Below are 16,570 nucleotides of genomic sequence, written 5' to 3'. Positions count from 1 at the left end.
ACTGCCGACTTCCTCGCTCGCTCCGCTCGCAACCGCAGAGTGGAGGTCTCTCTACCCGGTTCTGTGAATCAGCCCACGGCGTTCCGCAAGATAACCATGTCCGAACGCCGAACCCAGATGAAACCCGAACGGGCCGTGAATCGATTCCTCTCCGAAATGAAACCAGAGTGGGCTGACTCGACTTACTACAACTACAGCTCGTCGCTCTCCCGCTTCCTCGAGTTCTGCGAAGACGATAACCTCGAGAACATCTGCGAGATCGACGGCTTCCACATTTCCGACTTCAAGTCTGTCCGTCGGAACGACGGTATCAGCGAGATGACCCTCTACAACGAACTCAGCACCCTCCGAGCATTCCTCAAGTGGTGCAAGTCGATGGGACTCATTGAGTCATGGGTCGTCGAGGATATGGTCCTCAATGAACCGGACGATAAGGTTCGATCCGACAAGCTCGATGCAGAGGAAGCGGAGATGATCCGCAACTATCTCAACCAGTTCGAGTACGCTACGCTCCGTCACGCGCTGTTCGCGATCTTATGGGATACTGGAATACGGCTTGGTACTGCCCGCTCCCTTGACGTGGATGACTACTATCCAGAGGAACAATACATTGAGGTGCAGCATCGTCCCGATCAGGGAACACCGCTGAAAAACGAATCTGAGGCCAATCGAGAGATCAACCTCCATACGTGGGCTTCCGAGATCCTTGACGACTATCTCCAGATGAACCACAAAGGAACGACTGACGATCACGGCCGGGAGCCTATATTCGCATCCCGTCACGGTCGTATGACTCGTTCGAACCTACGGATGCACATCCGCCGTCTAACCCGTCCGTGCCACTATACCGGAGACTGTCCCCACGGACGAGATCAAGACGAGTGCGAAGCCACACTGGATTACCGAGCAGCCTCCCAGTGTCCCGGCTCCGTCAGCCCTCATCCAATCCGGCGAGGTGCTATCACCCACTGGCTCAACGAAGGCCACCGTAAGGAACTCATTAGCGAACGGATGAACGTCGGAGTAAAAACCCTCGATGAACACTACGACGCTCGAACCGAGTCTGAGAAGCGAAACCTACGGCGGGAGATGTTCAAGATGGACTGAAGCCGGATTACAGCACACTTCGGAGGTTCGCCCCTGGAGTCTAGTGTGGAAAACCACCCTTTAGATTCGTAATTCTTGAACGCTGAATCCCAACGCCGTCTGTCGAAAGTCGGTAGTTCTATCCCACTGCATTCCGTCTTTAGAGCGAAGGCAAATCCTCGTGGGACTCACCACGACCAGTCGTGACCGTCCGGTTTCTCTCGGGTGTTTCAGCGCATTGAGGATGAGCTAACAAATCGACCGCTGAGAGCCTTCGCTGTTACAATGATTGACCGACAACCACACGTAGCTCAGCGTATAGCACGACGACTCTTCCGGCCGAATGGGATGCGGTTCCCTGTGTTCAGTACGGCTTCCCCGAAGACAAGGGGCCGATTCGCGCTCCGAAACTTAAGACGATATTCGAGCCGGTTCCTGAAGGTGCGAACACCGCCAGTCCGGTGTACCTTCTGACGCCCGAGGAGTACGAACGGCAAGACGAGTTCGAGAGCGGATACGAAGTCAGCGGAACAAGCTTCATCGGCAAGGAGCTACAGGATGGGTGCGAAGACGACGACCGCGTACTCTACCCTATCCACATCGAGTCTGACGCGTACCACGAGGAGAGCGCACAGACACTTATCGAGTGGTTCCGGGAGTTCACCGACGATTGGCTTGGTGTTCCCTTCCACGAGTGTTCGCTCTACTTCTCGGGGAATCGCTCTATCCACGTTCACCTCCCCCGCTTCGTGAACGGTGAGGAACAACGGGAACGCCTCAAGGGGCGAGCAGAGACGTTCTGCGAGGAGACGGGTGCAGAGTTGGACGTTGGACTCTACCACCGGAAGCGGTTGTTCAGGCTCCCCAGCGTGACACACGAGAGTTCGACGCTCCCCAAGGTACAGATAGAACCGGAGTGGGAACACGACCGTATCATCTCAGAAGCCGCGAGCGTGAGTACTGAGCTGCCAGCATCCTACGCAGAGGTACTACGCGACGTATTCGTGCATCGAGGTGGCGTGACAACGCCAACGGCACAGTCCCCAACGGTAGAGCCACACGCGGAGATTCACCCGAATCTCGACCTTGATGCGGCTGTGCTGGAACTGGAGTGCGATGAGCGCGAGATCGAGACTCCCTCCATCGAGCGCGTTGATGAATATCCTGACGACCCCGCTGATGTTCCAGAGTGGTCGATGTACAACACACAGGAGTTCTCCCCGTATGCCCACGCATCGGGGAACCCCCGGAGTGTCGCAGTAATTCGAGTGAAAGGCGGGGCGTTCGCCCGAGAGGAAAAGCGTGGTGGGGCGACGATGATACCGGCGTACTTCTACGGTGCTGTCGGGTGTAACGGCGAGTTCACGAAGCAGGACGTACACGCGCCGCTCCAGTTGTCGAAGAAGGACTACCGGAAGTGGGACTACGAACACGGTGAGAAGGTCGTCCTCATCGGCGGGAAAAGCGGAAGTTCTCGAATCTTCAGCGTCTCGTCGTGGGAAGCCACCGAGTTTGGTCACGCACTCACAAGCGATGAGGGTGGGCGTGACACCGCTCTTGACTATCTCTCTGAGCAAGGGTATAATGTTGGCGCGTCCGGTTCCACGGTAGCCCGCTCGAAGGGGACGACTGCATTGAGGTCCGCGACTCCCAACGAGGAACCACGGACGATCTGGCCTGCTCGAGAAAATCCGCAGACGACAGCGGAAGCACTCCAACGGAAAGCCGAACAGGATGGCATTGGTACACTCATACATAACGAGCGGATTCGTGTTGCATGCCGCCATCTCCAGTACGGCTGGCAACCGACATGGGAATGGTTCGAGGAACAGTATGGCTCAGCGTTCAAGCCGGAGGTAACGTGGCGGTTCCTCAAGGGAATTGTCGAGGACCCCGACTTCGCGGAGTATGACCACGTGGACATCCCCCCGAAACCAACGTAACACTCTCGCCCCCTCTGCCCGAACCCATAGACGGTGTCTCCTGTCCACGAACGTTGTGGCTACTCTATCCTCCCTCAATGAATGAGTCCTCTCCCTGTTCTACACACCCAACAATACACACAACAACCCCTACTAAGTTATGTTGCGAGAACGCAGTACGGCGTCGGGGTGACTCTGCCTTACGTCATTATTGCTTATAAAGAGATTAGCGGCTTCCAGTATCCAACGTTCCACAGGTATCGAGGTAGCCGTTCGCGGCAACAGCAGGGCAATCGCGGCGTCCAGAAATTTCGTGATAATTCCCCCGCTGATTCGTTATGAACTCTCCTGTAGGGTGTGAGTGGCGCTATTCTGGGCCTCCATACTCCCTGTTCCACTATCCTCGACACCCGTAGATTTCAGCGGCTCAGGTAGGGATGAACACCCCCGATGTATTGATGGACTGCTAAGTACCTCTACGTCAAGAACTCCTCGTACAGAGTACCTATTCACCTATGATGGGTTTCTACCCACATCTCACCTACCTTCGATAGTTTCGTTTCGAGCCGATTCCCATGTTTCTCGCGATCAACGTATCCCTTCTCCTCCAAGTTCGAGACATTGTATTGGACTCTACTCCGAAATGACTCGTTGTACTCTTCGTTCAGATACGCTGCCATTTGTTCAGCAAGCTCCGAAGTCGACGAGAATGTACCTTCGGCCCCCAGAAAGTGCAAGACGTCCCCCTCAAAATCTTCAACGTTACTTCCCGGAGAAGATGGGAACTCAATATGCATCCCCTCGTTAAGGTCTCGAACACCCTCTGTCACACCGTTCTCATCGATTTTATCAAGCAGTTCCCGGATTTTGATGTACTCTGGATGAACTCGTAAATCCTCACCCATATCCTCAAGAAGGCCCTTGGCCTCTCTCAGTCTCTGAATCATATCGAGGACAAGATACCGTTTTGGCGGGACATAGTACGTGTGAAGTCTCTCTCTGATTCCCTCCACCTCCTGTTGATACTCGGCGATGATTGAGTCAGCTGCAGTCGCGTAGGCGAACGCAGTCGTCCGGGGCATAGAGGAGATATTCACGTAAACCTCGTTTCCCTCCTCTAATTCATCCAGTAACTGATCGTAAGCCATCGGGTAGAGGCGCTCGTACTTATACAACTCGTCGACCTCCAGCCCAATAGACTCTACTTCGACATCAAGCAAGTCGAAGGAACGTTCCAGTTGGTTCGCCATGTTGCCTGCAAGTCTGGCTGCCTCCTCGGTGTCATCATTGTCTGGATCTCCATCATGAGTGACTAAGACCACTCGGTTCGCGCCCATCTCTCCCTTCGAAATTGGGTGTATCAACCGCTCAAAGTCGAATCCAACTGGAATATAGTGGACTTGTTCGGCCATATGCGCCCACTCGTCTTTTCCGGAGTATAATCCTTTGGCACTTTAGCTGGTCTGTGGACTAGGCGAACCAAAACATGGGGGAGTGAGTAACTATGCTCTACTAATAACCCACCTTGTGCAAATTTCAGCAAAAACCTTTTCTATGCAAGTCTACTATATGGGGGTAGGTGCCACGAAAAACGACAGCACCTATGACACCACATGACGGACGACCCGTTTCCACACGACTTCGGAGCAAAGATTCACCCGAGCCATCACGTGCATCAGCGGCTGTTTGCCCGGAATCCAGAGTACGTCCCATTCGTTGCCTGCAAGTTCCGGCGTTCATCGTGGTTCGTGAATCAACCACGGTGGGCGTTTCTTCTCCCAGATCAAGACCTGTTCATCACGACGTTCGAGAGCGACAAGAACCTCCTCGGACGCGAGACGTCGACCGTGGTAGACAGACTGGCGGAGCTTGAAGACATCGCACAGGGAGCATTCGTCGGAGACCGATTCACGTACCCCGACCTCGATCGACGCGAGCTGGTCAAGGAAATCGACGAGGGCGTGAAGCGTCAGTTAGCAGCGAAGGACCTGCTCAATGAGCGCGGCATCGATATGCCACTCTACCCAACGATTCTCGGGTGGGAAGACTGGCACTTCGAGCGATGTCGTGAACTCGTCGAGGAACTCGGTGCTTCGGTTGCGTTTGATGCCACCCAGTACAACTCTGGAAGACGACTCGCCAATCACGTCGAAACTGCAGAGGAGGTCCTGGATTTGGACCGAATCTTCGTAAACGGGTGTAATTCCCCGAGGAGACTCCGGAAACTCCCGAAATCAGTTGTGGCATGTTCGGGTTCCTGGGGCATCCGCAAAAGAACCGAGGACAATAGCGGGAATCCTCAGCGGGAGAATCTCCCAGAAGTCTTGGAGAAGCGGGTTGATGCACTCAATACCTGGCAATCGGACCTCACCAATTACCTATGACCAGAAAGACTGGCGGACCACCGGACGGACGAACCGACGAAGAACCATGGACGCCACCGGGTTCGGATGAGCCAACCCAACGGTCCCTAGACCTCGTCATCCGAAGGGATTCCGAGGAAGACCTCGATGACGATGAATGCGATTTCATCTACGGGGACATTGTTCATGATGATGAAGCAGATGAGCCCATCGCGCTGGTCGTGATGAATATCCCCGGAATTGACGCCGAAGAATGGGAGTTCGACGATGGCGACACGTTGGCTGACCGAACACCGAAATACCCCGATGACGATGATGTCGTCATTGTTGTACCCCTCGATGTACTCGACGGATATCTCCCGTACTGGGACGAACGAGAGACACCACTTCCGTTAGAACAGCTGGTGGACGACGAAGTTCCCTTTGCTCCATTCCCGTCACTTCAGCTCGTTCTCGTCGAGGAATCCCACTTACGAGACTGAGGTACTCGGCGGGTTCTGGCTGTTCTTGCTCACGTCTGCTCATCAGCTGTTCCACAGTGAAATTGTGTAGCGAAAACTCTGACTCTCAGCCAGAAATTTCGCAGACGGAGTTACTAAATACGCGCTCGCATACGCCGGTCAATGTTCTAACCGGTAGAGATTACTTCATTGAGCCGGCTGTTCGTCCCTCTTCGCTCTATGTGCCGGCTCATTCTGGTTCACACTGCCGCTCGAAGCTCCTCGTAAAGTTCGAGATGGTTCTCCCGTAATATCGCCACATTGGTCAGGTATCGTCCTTGATCTCCCGTCGGACTTGGGATACGAATTGGTAGCAGCTGATCTCGTTAATGTCCCCCACCCTCAATGTAGCAAAACCTTCGGGAAGACCTCATAGATTCCTTGTGACTGGCTCAGTTGATTTCTAATCATCCCAAATACTATCACCAATCGATGCTATATTGTCCTGTGGATATTTCTGATAGAGAAGACAAAACGGGGCGTTTGAAAATAAATATAAGCAATCTATCAGAAGGATATACGAGGCTAACAGTCGGGGAACAAAAGTTTCAACTTGAAGAGACTGAACTACGGTTGTTAGAAGATCAAGCCAGTAAGGCAGTTGATCGACAGCCCCTTTCTAAACGCCCAATTGACCACCCTACACGCATAGATGATGTCGAAGTGGGAATGGACTTTGACGAACGGGTGCTATTTGAGAGTTTAATTGAGATAAACCGTGTTGGAGAGGTAACTGCATTGAATATCCTTGAACAAATAGTAGTAAACACCCTGGATGAACTTACAAAAGAGGACCTGATAGATATAGATGGAATAAATGAAGATTCAGTGGACAAAATCTGGTTGTATCTAAGGGGGTTCTACGATGGGGCTACAGAATGAATTAGATATCCATTAGGTGTTTCTCCTGTCGTTTCATCTTCTCACTCTTTGTTGCGTGATTATAGTGCTTATCCAGTACTTCGATAGTCATATCCACTCTGTCTGCTGTCGCATCTTGAGGCTCACCAGCATTGAGCGATTCCGTCACATATCCCCGACGGAGGGAGTTCCGTACATTGACATGAGGCTTACTTGGATAGGGAGCCGGTTGTTTTTGCCTCTTGACGGGGTTATAGCATTCTCCCCGACTACTTATTGGGCAACGGGACGCCGTACTGCGATTCCACACAGAATTGGGAAGCGACTTTGTGAATTGCTGGAGGGGTGCAAGACGAACACACTGCCCTCTGGTGGTTTACTACTTCACGCGACGGAAGGAGCGTAGTGGGTTGGGGCAGATTCGAACTGCCGACTTCCTCCGTGTGAAGGAGGTATCATAACCGGACTAGATCACCAACCCGCACGAGGTGCTTCCCGTGCTTTCGACTTAAGACTTCCTTTCACGGCTCGCCGTCGGCCCCGCTCGAGCGGCCCGCGGCTACCCGGGTTCGGACCAAGCCGAACGCGTCGCGAGTTCGCGTCACGTCCACTGCACGAGGTCGCCAATAACGCGCTTTTCACCCGGTAACACTCCCGTTAGCGAGAGTATAACTGGTTCAAGGACGTACCAGATAACGTAATGCAACTACAACTGCGATTCGCGGATCGGAATCGATTCCACCAACTGACCGAAGGAGACGCCACCGCCTCGCGACCGGAGGTGAGCGACTAATGGCGTTCGAGAGCGGTCTCGGTGCGGGAGTCCTGCTCGTTGGCCGACTGCTCTTCGGTGGCCTGCTGGTCTACCAGGGTCTGAATCACTTCATGGCGACGGATACGATGGCCGGCTACGCGGAGGCAAAGGGCGTTCCCGCGGCAAGGTTCGGCGTGGTCGCGTCGGGCGTGATGCTCGTTCTCGGAGGCCTTGGGATCGTACTCGGCATCTACCCCGTCGTCGCTGCGGGGATGCTCGCGGTGTTTTTCGTCTTCGTGACCCCGTTCATGCATGACTTCTGGGCGGTCCCCGAGGACCAGCAACAAGACGAACTGATCCACTTCATGAAGAACGTCGAACTGCTGGGCACCGCTCTGCTCGTGTTCGTCCTCGCCGGTGAGCCCTGGGGCTACGCGTTGAATATCGGGCTGTAACGAGAGCGGATCGCACACGTCGAGCCCCCGGAACCGACACGCGATAGACTAGCGGAGCGTGCGTGCGCTACGCGCTGTGCCGTCTCGAGTCGCACACTCCCGGTTTCCGGTCTCGGTTGGCCGGTCGGTCGCCGACCCATCGAGCACGATCGCGGCGGGCCTGTCCTGCAGTGCTCGAGGACGGGCCCGCGAATCCACAGTCGAAATCGGCAGCCGTCGCGCTAGTACTCGGGAGCTTCCTCCGGCTCCCCGTCGCGAGCGTTGACGACGCGGGCGAAAGTGAACAGACCGTCCGAGAGCCGATTGAGGTACTGGACCGCGTCCTCGTTGATCCGCTCCTCGGCTGCGAGCGCGACCGCACGGCGTTCGGCGCGCCGACAGACGGTACGGGCGTGGTGTAGCGCCGCGCCGTGTTCGCTGCCGGTCGGCAGAATAAAGGCGGTCAGCGGCTCGAGTTCCTCGTCGTACGCGTCGATCCAGTCCTCGACGGTTTCGACGTGGGCGGGGCGGATTGCGGGGTCGTCCTCGTCGGGGTCGGGGTTCGCGAAATCCGCCTGCACGACGTGGAGGTGGTTTTGGATCGCGGACAGTCGGTCGTTGATGTCATCGTGAGCGGTCGGACGAACCGTCCCGAGCAGGGCGTTGAGTTCGTCGACGGTCCCGTAGGCTTCGATGCGGGCGCTCGCCTTCGAGACACGAGTCATGTCCCGGAGGTCGGTCTCCCCGTCGTCGCCGCGGCCGGTGTAAATCGACATAGCTGGATCGACGGCCGGACTCCACTTAACTTCCCTGTCACCTGCGGTGCTGTGACGGGCAGTCGTCCCGACCGCCCGCTCGTCGCCGTCGGAACCAGTACGTTAAACTCGCTTCGCTCGCTACCCTCGGCTATGGCTTTGGAACTCGAGCACGAGTGTCCGAACTGCGGGGGCGAAAAGACGTTCTATCGCGCCGCCAGTACGACGCTGCACCTCGGCGAGAAGGTCAAGTGGCACTGTCCGGACTGCGACTACGGGTTCGTCCGCATCGGCGACAACGGCACCGCCGTCGACTCGAGTACGGCGTAACGCGTCGGGGGCGGCGATTCGACGCGTTCGGACTCACGGGATGGAGACGACGCGCGCTTAGTTACAGAGAGAGATTGATCGTTTTCGTCTGCTGATAGTGGTCGAGCGTCTCGGCACTGAGCTCGCGGCCGATTCCGGACTGTTTGTAGCCGCCGAACGGGAGGCCGGGCACAAGGTCGTGATAGCTGTTAACCCAGATGTACCCCGCTTCGATATCCCGTGCCGCGTCATTCGCTTGCGCGAGATCGTCCGTGATCACGCCGCCGGCGAGCCCGTAGTCGACGTCGTTTGCCAACTCGATCATCGTCTCGTAGTCGTCCCAGCGGAACACCTCGAGAACCGGGCCGAAAATCTCCTCTTGGACCGCGGCGTGATCGTGATCGAGTCCCTCGATGAGGGTCGGTTCGACGTAACAGCCCTCGGATAGGACCTCGTCGTCGGGGCGATCGCCGCCGGCGAGGAACTCCCCGCCGGCGTCCCGCGCCGCGTCGAGGTAGTCGATGGTTCGATCGACTTGTTCGCGAGACACCTTCGGGCCGAGATCCGTCTCGTCGCGCAACGGGTCCCCGATTTCCATGTCGTCGATCGCCTGGACGAGGCCCTCGAGGACATCGTCGGCAACGTCGTCGTGAATGAACAGCCGCGAGCCGGCCTCGCAACACTCGCCGGTGTTGTAGAAGATCGCGGCGGTGACCAGTTGGACGGCCGTCGAGACATCGACATCGGGGAAGACGACGACGGGGCTTTTGCCGCCGAGTTCGAGCGTCACGTCGGTGACGTTTTCGGCGGCGTTTTTCATGACCTGTTTGCCGACGGCCGTCGAGCCGGTGAACGCGACCTTCCGAACGTCGGAATGGCGGGTCAGCGGTTCGCCCGCTTCCTCACCGAACCCGGTCACGACGTTGACGACGCCGTCCGGGACGATGTCGTCGATCAATTCGGCGAGCCGCAGCGCGGAAAGCGGCGTCTGTTCGGCCGGTTTCAACACCGAACAGTTACCGGCAGCGAGTGCCGGTGCGAGCTTCCACGAGGCCATCAACAGCGGGAAGTTCCACGGGATGACTTGTCCGACGACGCCGTACGGTTCCGCGATGACCTGGCCGTGCCTCGAGCCGTCGGTCATCGTCTCGCCGCCGTTCTCGCGGACGATGCCCGCGAAGTATCGGAACTGTTCCGCGGCGGAGTGGACGTCGATCGTCGCCTCCGTGATCGGTTTCCCGTTATCGAGCGTCTCTAACTGGGCGAGTTCGTCGGCGTGTGCCTCGATCGCGTCGGCGATCGCCAGCAGTACGCGCTGGCGGTCCCCGGCGTCGTATCCCGACCACTCAGTTTCGAACCCGTCCCACGCGGCCTCGACTGCACGGTCTACGTCCGCCGATCGGCCGCGGGCGACCGACGCGAGTTCCTGATTCGTCGTCGGATCGGTCGTTGCGAACGTTTTGCCATCGGCTGGCTCCGTGAATTCGCCGCCGATATACAGGGCCGTCCGTTCGGGAACGACGGCATCGGCTGTCTCCTGGTGGCGCTGGAGGACATCACTTCGGCTGTCGTCGACCGAGTCTGATTGGCTAGACATTGTCGATGGAAACACCGGGGCAGCGTAAAAAGATTTGTGCTGAGTAACACGATCGAAACTGATACCAGTTTACATGTGTTTCGGCGCATCGCTCCCGAGGGCTCGAATCCCACTCACGCGTAACGTGTTCCGAGTACGGGCCGCCCGGGGTGTCGCTCTCGAGCGGTCCGACGGCAGGGGATGGCGGTGAGCGTGGCCGCTTCCGCGATCAGGCGTCGTCCTCGAGCGCCTGCCACGCCAGCCGCGGGGTCCGTGCGGCGGTCGTCTGGTCGATCCGGCGGGCGGTGGTCCGTTCCGGCGCGGTCTCGAGGGCGTCGTCGTCCTCGCCGGCGACGGCGTTGAACGCGGCGGCGAGGCGATCGAGCGTGTCCTTGCTCTCGACTTCGGTCGGTTCGGTCATCAGCGCCTCGGGGACGATCTCGGGCCACTTCGTCGTCGGCGGGTGGACGCCGTAGTCGAGCATCCGTTTGGCCACGTCGGCGGCGTCCTGTTCGCCGGCGCTGGCGACGAACTCGTGGTGGAACGGGCCGTAGGGGACGTCGTACTCGATCCGCTCGGCGAGGTAGTTCGCGTTGAGCACTGCCGACGCGCTCGCGTCCGCGAGCCCCTCGTCACCGAGGCGGGCGATGTAGGCGAAGGCCTTGAGCAACACGAGCCAATTGCCGTCGAACCCGTGAACCTTGCCGATGGTGTGCTCGGGGTCGAAGCGCTCGTAGACCGGGTCCTCGGCCGTCGATTCCGCGGCGCGCTCGCGGACGCGGGGCGCGGGCAGGAACGGCGCGAGGTCGGAGACGACGCCGACGGGACCCGCACCCGGCCCGCCGCCCCCGTGGGGCGTCGCGAACGTCTTGTGGACGTTGTAGTGCATCACGTCGAACCCCATGTCGCCCGGTCGGGCGCGGCCGAGCAAGGCGTTGAGGTTCGCGCCGTCGTAGTAGAGCAGTCCGCCCGCCTCGTGGACCATGTCGGCGATCGTCGTGATATCACGCTCGAACAGTCCGAGCGTGTTCGGGTTGGTCAGCATGAGCGCCGCGGTGTCCTCGGAGAGGGCGGCCTCGAGCGCCTCGAGATCGACCCGGCCATCGTCGTCGCTGGGCAACGACACGACGTCGTAGCCGCCCAGGGCGGCGCTGGCGAAGTTGGTACCGTGGGCGCTCTCGGGGACGATGACCTCGTCTCGGTGGCCCTCGTCGTTGTGCTCGTGGTAGGCCGCGGCGACGCGAATGCCGACGAACTCGCCCGCCGCGCCCGCGGGCGGCTGGAGCGTCACGGCGTCCATCCCGCCGATTCTGCCGAGATAGTCCTGCAGTCGATAGAGGAGTTCAAGGGTGCCCTGGACGGACGCCTCAGTACGGTCGGGGTGGACGGCCGCCGCCGGCAACGTGGCCACGTCTTCGGTGAACTTGGGGTTGTACTTCATCGTACACGAGCCCAGCGGGTAGGGGCCGCTGTCGATCCCGTAGATCATCTGGGAGAGGCGCGTGTAGTGGCGGGCCAGTTCCGGTTCGGAGAGTTCGGGGAGTTCGAGGGAGTCGCGGGTGAGGTCGTCGGGAAGCGGCGAGCCGTCGGTATCGGCATCATCGCCGCCGATCTTGACGCGCGTCCGATCTTTCTCCGAGAGCAGCGGTTCGTACTCGCCGTTCTCGACGTATCGGGCCTGATCGTACCGCGACTGTGGGGCGTCACCGTCGTCGGAGACATCGGGTCGGTCGCCGCTCATCGTGTCACCTCCTCGACCGCCGCAACGAACTCATCGATCCGCTCGTCGCAGACGCCGGCGATACAGATCTGAATCTCGTGATCGCCGACGACGTGGACCGCAAAGCCCCGCTTCTCGAGGTCGTCCGCGACGGCTCGAGCGGGCCGGTCGACGCGGGCGACGAACTCCCGGAGGTGGTGGCGATCGTGGACCGATGCGATGACGCCGACAAAATCGTCGAGACGGGCCGCGAGGTCCCGTGCCCGCTGAACGTCCCGTTCCGCGAGCTCGACCAGCCCGCTCGGCCCGAGCACGGCGGCGTGCATGGCAGTTCGAAGCGCCACCCAGGCCTGATTCGTACAGATGTTACTCGTCGCGCGCTCCCGGCGAATGTGCTGTTCGCGGGTCTGCAGGGTGAGGGTGAACGCCCGGCGGTCTGTCGCGTCCTCGCTGGCCCCGACCAGCCGGCCGGGGACTTGGCGGAGGTAGTCTTCCCGCGTCGCGAACAGTCCCAGCCCCATCCCGTAGCTCGTCGGCAGCCCGAGCACGCTCGCGTCGCCGACGACCACGTCCGCACCGACGTCGACGGGCCGCTCGAGCAGGGAGAGGGCGACCGGGTCGGAACCGAGCACGAAGAGGGCCTCGGTGTCGGCCGCGAGGTCGCCGATGGCCGCGAGGTCCTCCTCGATGGTCCCGCGAACGGTCGGGCTCTCGGCGTAGATCATGACGACGCCGTCGTCGACGAGGTCGGTGAGGCCTGCGAGGTCGACGGTCCCGTCCGCTACGGGGTAGGTCTCGACCGCGAGGTCGGTGCCGGCGACGTAGTTCTCGAGCGTGCTTCGCCGTTCCTCGCGCAGCAGTTCGGGAACGAGCACGCGGTGGCCCGTGGTGTCGCGGACGCGGTCGGCCAGCGTGGCGGCCTCGCCCAGGGCCGTCGCGGCGTCGTACATCGAGCAGTTCGCGACCCCGAGGCCGGTCAACTCGACCAGCAGCGACTGGTACTCGAACAGGGCCTGTAGGAACCCCTGTGAGATCTCGGGCTGGTACTGCGTGTACGACGTGAGAAACTCCGACCGATCGGCAAGGTGGTCAACCAGCGACGGGACGTAGTAGCCGTAGTGGCCGCGGCCGAGCAGTTCCGTCACGTCGTCGTTGCGGTCCAAAATCGAGCGAACCAGTCGTCTCGTTTCCCGTTCCGTTCGCGCATCGATGTCGAACCGGCCGTCGAACTGGACATCGGCCGGAATGTCGAAGAGTTCGTCGACGGCCTCCGCACCGACCGTCTCGAGCATTGCCGTCCGGTCCTCCTCCGTGTAGGGAGCGTAGGGGCTCCCCGTGGCGTGTGATCCGTGCATGCTTAACAGTGGTCTCGAGCGAGCGATCGGTCCGCATCCCACCAGCGTCGGTGACGGCGTTCGATTCGAGACACGATACTGGCCCCTAGCGGGTACGGGGTAATGAACGCACCCGTTTCGGTGCCGACGCGCAGTGCCTTGCCGGCTGGAACCGATCAGCCCAGTGATAGCAGCCACGTCCCCGGTGTGCTGGCTCGGATCGGCCGCCCGTCGATCACCCGACTCAGGTGCCGGTATCGTCACCGTCGGTGTCAACGTCAGTCCCGTCAGGTGGCGGCCCTGTTTCGGCATCCCTGGTCACGGGTGGGGCGTCGGAGTCCGACGCGTCGGCGGATGTTCCGGTCCCGCCCGCCGCTCCAGGTTCGGGACCGGGACCGCCAGTGTGTTCTCGAGCGAAGATATCGAGGACGACCTTCACGCCGCCGAGGACGACGGGACCGATGAACAGCCCCACAGCGCCGAACGTGATGAGTCCGCCGAAGATACCGACGACGGCGATCGTCGAGTTGAACGCGCTCGTCCGGCCGATGAGCGCGGGCCGAAGATACGTATCGGAAATCATGACGAGCAGGCCATAGAGCGTGAGCCCGACCGCGGCGACCGGCCGGTTGAGCGCGACCAGATAGATCGAGACGGGAAGCCAGACGCCGAACGAGCCGACCAGCGGGAGGAGCGTGAGCACGAAGGTCAAAACGGTGAGCAGGACGACGGCGGGCATCCCCAGCACCGCGAGTCCGGCCCCGAGCAGTACGGCCTGAATCGCTGCCACGAGGACGTTACTGATGACCGACGCCTGCATGAGGTGGTCCAGTTCCGCGAGCAGTTCCCGCTGGATCGCGTCGTCGATCGGGACGACGCGGTACAGCCATTCGACCAGTTGTTCCCCGTCCCGTAACAGCGCAAAGCAGACGAACAGCGTGATCGTCACTCCGATCGCGATGCCGGGCAACCCGCCGACGATATCGAGGACCCCGGTCGCCAATCCCTGCACGCCGCTCGTGATCGCGTCCTGGTACGATTCGTACAGCCCGGTAAGATTCACCGAATACCCGCGCTCGGCGAGCGTCCGCTCGACCATCTCGAGGTCGACGCCCCCGTTCCGGACGGCGGTCACGAGCTGTGACGTCTGCCTGAGTGCGACGGTGAGGATGTAGACGAGCGGCAGCACAATGACGAGAACCGCGACGATGATCGTGATCGACGCGGCGACCGTCGGCCGCAGGTACTCCTCGAGTCGCCGCTGAAGGGGGAGTAGGATGTACGCGAGGACGATCCCGAAGAGGACGTACTGCAAGTAGGGGAGCACGACGAGGAATCCGAGCGCGACGCTGATCAACGCGAGCGTGGTCAGAACGGGTTGTTCCACGACCCAGTCCGAGGGACTGGCACGGTCAACCATACAGGGACGTGCGACCGCGACGGACATTAAGTGCTGAGACGACCGACTCCGACGTGCCGTCGGGGTCGGACGGTCCCTGGCTGTCCTCGCTTCCGATCCCGGTCCGTCACGCATCGGGTGGCGTAACTCGAGGCTCGCTCCGCTCAAATGACTGTGTGAGGGGGAAAACGGATACTACACCGACGTGGTATTCTACAGTATATCGGTAATCTCACTCCCACTCTCTCCAATTATAATATACCCTAGAAAAACCTTATAATTAATGGGTTTAACATCATACATGCATGCCAAAGCACACTCGAAGAAAGGTGCTGAAAGCGAGCGCCGGAACGGCGGCGGCGAGTGGACTGACGGGCGTCGCAAGCGCAACGGAAGCGACGACCCGTGAGGGTCACGACAACCGATCGGATGAGGAGATGCAAACGCCGGATCTCCACGTCCGAGATAGTCCCGATCCGAACGAACACGTAAGCGTCACCGTGACCGACGAAGGGTCGGGGACGGAGGTTTTCACCTACACGACCGAAACACAGGACGAACAGCTCGCGACGATCGCGGATATCGGCATCGACGACTCCGGAGACTACAAGATAGTCGCAACGTACGGCGACCAGCAGATCGAGAGGCGGCTGACCGTCTTCGGCGACGGGTTCTCGGCCGCGGCAGGGTACCACGTTGACGTTTCGCCAAACGATGAACTCAAAGTCTCGAAACGGGTGATCTAGATGAGCGAGTACGAATTCACCGTCACGATGTCGCGGTCGCTTTACGAGGCGAAGGGGACTGGGAAGTTCCTCGGTAAAGTGAAAGACTATATTGAACATGCGTTCGATTCGTCCCCTCACACTGCGTCCGTGAAAGTGTACGCACCTGCTGCCAGCGATTTACCTGATCCGCCGATCGAGAACTATGTAAGCGAGTGTCTGGAGACGAACTCCGACGACGATTGTGTCAGAAGGCGAAAACATTATGACACGGTCTGCGGAGAGCAGAGAGCGTACACCTGGATGAACGGCTGGTTCCGTGACTGGGTTCAATGTGAGAGCCCATCGTACATGCAAGCGGACGACTGTCACATCCTGTTGACGAACGAAAGCGGCGGCGGCGTCACTGCCGATGATAATGGCGAGACCTATATCGTCGCCGAGGCGAAACACGTCGACGAGGCTCCCGATACCTATCAGCGGTACAATACGGGACGCGGGCATGGTGATATGCAGACGATCATGCACGAGATCGGACACCAGATGCTCGAGTTCGATCCGGAGGCCGACGAAAAACGCAAACGGGACTACGATTTCCCCCACAGCGGGCACACGACGGGCGAAGTCACGAAAACGAACGATTCAGCCTGGTCCCAATCGTATCATTTCGTGACGCCCCTCGGCATGAACGGCCCGGAGAAAACGACGAACTTCTGTAACGAAAGCTTCGATCGCCCCGGCGAACGGCGCTGGGACCTGCAGTTGGCGTCGGATTGCGGCCAAGACCGCTGGGTCGATCCCGGGGAGAACTAACCGCCGTTCCGGCGGTCCT

The 16,570-nt window shown here is 59.6% G+C and carries 15 protein-coding genes and 1 tRNA gene; 9 read left to right on the top strand and 7 right to left on the bottom strand.

Annotated elements, in window-relative coordinates; translation table 11 throughout:
- Nucleotides 1–63 precede the first annotated feature (63 nt).
- A complete protein-coding gene (locus C486_RS02865; RefSeq protein ID WP_241432459.1) occupies nt 64–1,107 on the top strand; it encodes a tyrosine-type recombinase/integrase in 1,044 nt (347 codons plus the stop codon).
- Between the two features lie 440 nt (nt 1,108–1,547).
- Nucleotides 1,548–3,029 (top strand): hypothetical protein, encoded by a 1,482-nt coding sequence (locus tag C486_RS02860; protein ID WP_008452823.1) that lies wholly within the window; start codon nt 1,548–1,550, stop codon nt 3,027–3,029.
- A gap of 488 nt (nt 3,030–3,517) precedes the next feature.
- Here C486_RS02860 and C486_RS02855 read toward each other — a convergent pair whose 3' ends face one another.
- Nucleotides 3,518–4,420: an HFX_2341 family transcriptional regulator domain-containing protein gene (locus C486_RS02855; protein ID WP_008452821.1), complete on the bottom strand. Its 903-nt coding sequence runs from the start codon at nt 4,418–4,420 to the stop codon at nt 3,518–3,520.
- Nucleotides 4,421–4,621: 201 nt separating this feature from the next.
- Between C486_RS02855 and C486_RS02850 the strand changes: the two genes are divergently transcribed.
- The 3 genes from C486_RS02850 (at nt 4,622) to C486_RS19925 (ending at nt 6,753) form a co-directional block, all read left to right on the top strand.
- Nucleotides 4,622–5,392 carry a hypothetical protein gene (locus tag C486_RS02850; RefSeq protein WP_008452819.1) on the top strand — a complete coding sequence of 257 codons (771 nt, stop codon included), beginning with the start codon at nt 4,622–4,624 and terminating at the stop codon, nt 5,390–5,392.
- Complete coding sequence (locus tag C486_RS02845; RefSeq protein WP_008452815.1) at nt 5,389–5,853, top strand: hypothetical protein; 465 nt, start codon at nt 5,389–5,391, stop codon at nt 5,851–5,853. The genes C486_RS02850 and C486_RS02845 overlap by 4 nt, the downstream gene beginning before the upstream one ends.
- Nucleotides 5,854–6,318: 465 nt before the next feature.
- Nucleotides 6,319–6,753 (top strand): helix-hairpin-helix domain-containing protein, encoded by a 435-nt coding sequence (locus C486_RS19925; protein WP_160164287.1) that lies wholly within the window; start codon nt 6,319–6,321, stop codon nt 6,751–6,753.
- A gap of 385 nt (nt 6,754–7,138) precedes the next feature.
- Here the strand turns inward: C486_RS19925 and C486_RS02835 are convergent.
- Nucleotides 7,139–7,213, bottom strand: a tRNA-Val gene (locus C486_RS02835).
- A gap of 311 nt (nt 7,214–7,524) precedes the next feature.
- On the opposite strand from C486_RS02835, the gene C486_RS02830 reads away from it, so the two are divergent.
- Complete coding sequence (locus C486_RS02830; protein WP_008452812.1) at nt 7,525–7,941, top strand: DoxX family protein; 417 nt, start codon at nt 7,525–7,527, stop codon at nt 7,939–7,941.
- Between the two features lie 221 nt (nt 7,942–8,162).
- Here C486_RS02830 and C486_RS02825 read toward each other — a convergent pair whose 3' ends face one another.
- Nucleotides 8,163–8,696, bottom strand: coding sequence for a cob(I)yrinic acid a,c-diamide adenosyltransferase (locus C486_RS02825; RefSeq protein WP_008452810.1), 534 nt, complete (start codon nt 8,694–8,696; stop codon nt 8,163–8,165).
- Nucleotides 8,697–8,828: 132 nt separating this feature from the next.
- Here C486_RS02825 and C486_RS21520 point away from each other — a divergent pair, with 132 nt between their 5' ends.
- A complete protein-coding gene (locus C486_RS21520) occupies nt 8,829–9,005 on the top strand; it encodes a DUF7838 family putative zinc beta-ribbon protein (RefSeq protein WP_006186796.1) in 177 nt (58 codons plus the stop codon).
- A gap of 61 nt (nt 9,006–9,066) precedes the next feature.
- On the opposite strand, the gene C486_RS02820 is transcribed toward C486_RS21520, so the two are convergent.
- The 4 genes from C486_RS02820 to C486_RS02805 all read right to left on the bottom strand — a co-directional run bounded on the left by C486_RS02820 (nt 9,067) and on the right by C486_RS02805 (nt 15,034).
- Complete coding sequence (locus C486_RS02820) at nt 9,067–10,581, bottom strand: aldehyde dehydrogenase family protein (RefSeq protein WP_008452807.1); 1,515 nt, start codon at nt 10,579–10,581, stop codon at nt 9,067–9,069.
- Between the two features lie 208 nt (nt 10,582–10,789).
- Nucleotides 10,790–12,301, bottom strand: coding sequence for an aminomethyl-transferring glycine dehydrogenase subunit GcvPB (gcvPB, locus tag C486_RS02815; protein ID WP_008452805.1), 1,512 nt, complete (start codon nt 12,299–12,301; stop codon nt 10,790–10,792).
- On the bottom strand, nt 12,298–13,635 hold the full coding sequence (gcvPA, locus tag C486_RS02810) for an aminomethyl-transferring glycine dehydrogenase subunit GcvPA (RefSeq protein WP_008452802.1): 1,338 nt from the start codon (nt 13,633–13,635) through the stop codon (nt 12,298–12,300). Before gcvPA ends, gcvPB begins: the two co-directional genes overlap by 4 nt.
- Before the next feature lie 223 nt (nt 13,636–13,858).
- Nucleotides 13,859–15,034, bottom strand: coding sequence for an AI-2E family transporter (locus C486_RS02805; protein ID WP_049888491.1), 1,176 nt, complete (start codon nt 15,032–15,034; stop codon nt 13,859–13,861).
- A gap of 284 nt (nt 15,035–15,318) precedes the next feature.
- On the opposite strand from C486_RS02805, the gene C486_RS02800 reads away from it, so the two are divergent.
- Complete coding sequence (locus C486_RS02800; protein WP_241432458.1) at nt 15,319–15,759, top strand: hypothetical protein; 441 nt, start codon at nt 15,319–15,321, stop codon at nt 15,757–15,759.
- The gene (locus C486_RS02795) at nt 15,760–16,551 is read left to right on the top strand and encodes a hypothetical protein (protein ID WP_008452796.1); all 792 of its coding nucleotides are present in this window, start codon (nt 15,760–15,762) and stop codon (nt 16,549–16,551) included. It begins immediately after the preceding gene.
- Nucleotides 16,552–16,570 lie beyond the last annotated feature (19 nt).

It is taken from the genome of Natrinema gari JCM 14663, from assembly GCF_000337175.1.
GTDB lineage: Archaea > Halobacteriota > Halobacteria > Halobacteriales > Natrialbaceae > Natrinema > Natrinema gari.
The sequence above is the reverse complement of the archived record's forward strand: the minus strand, read 5'-3'. Positions and strand labels throughout refer to the sequence as shown.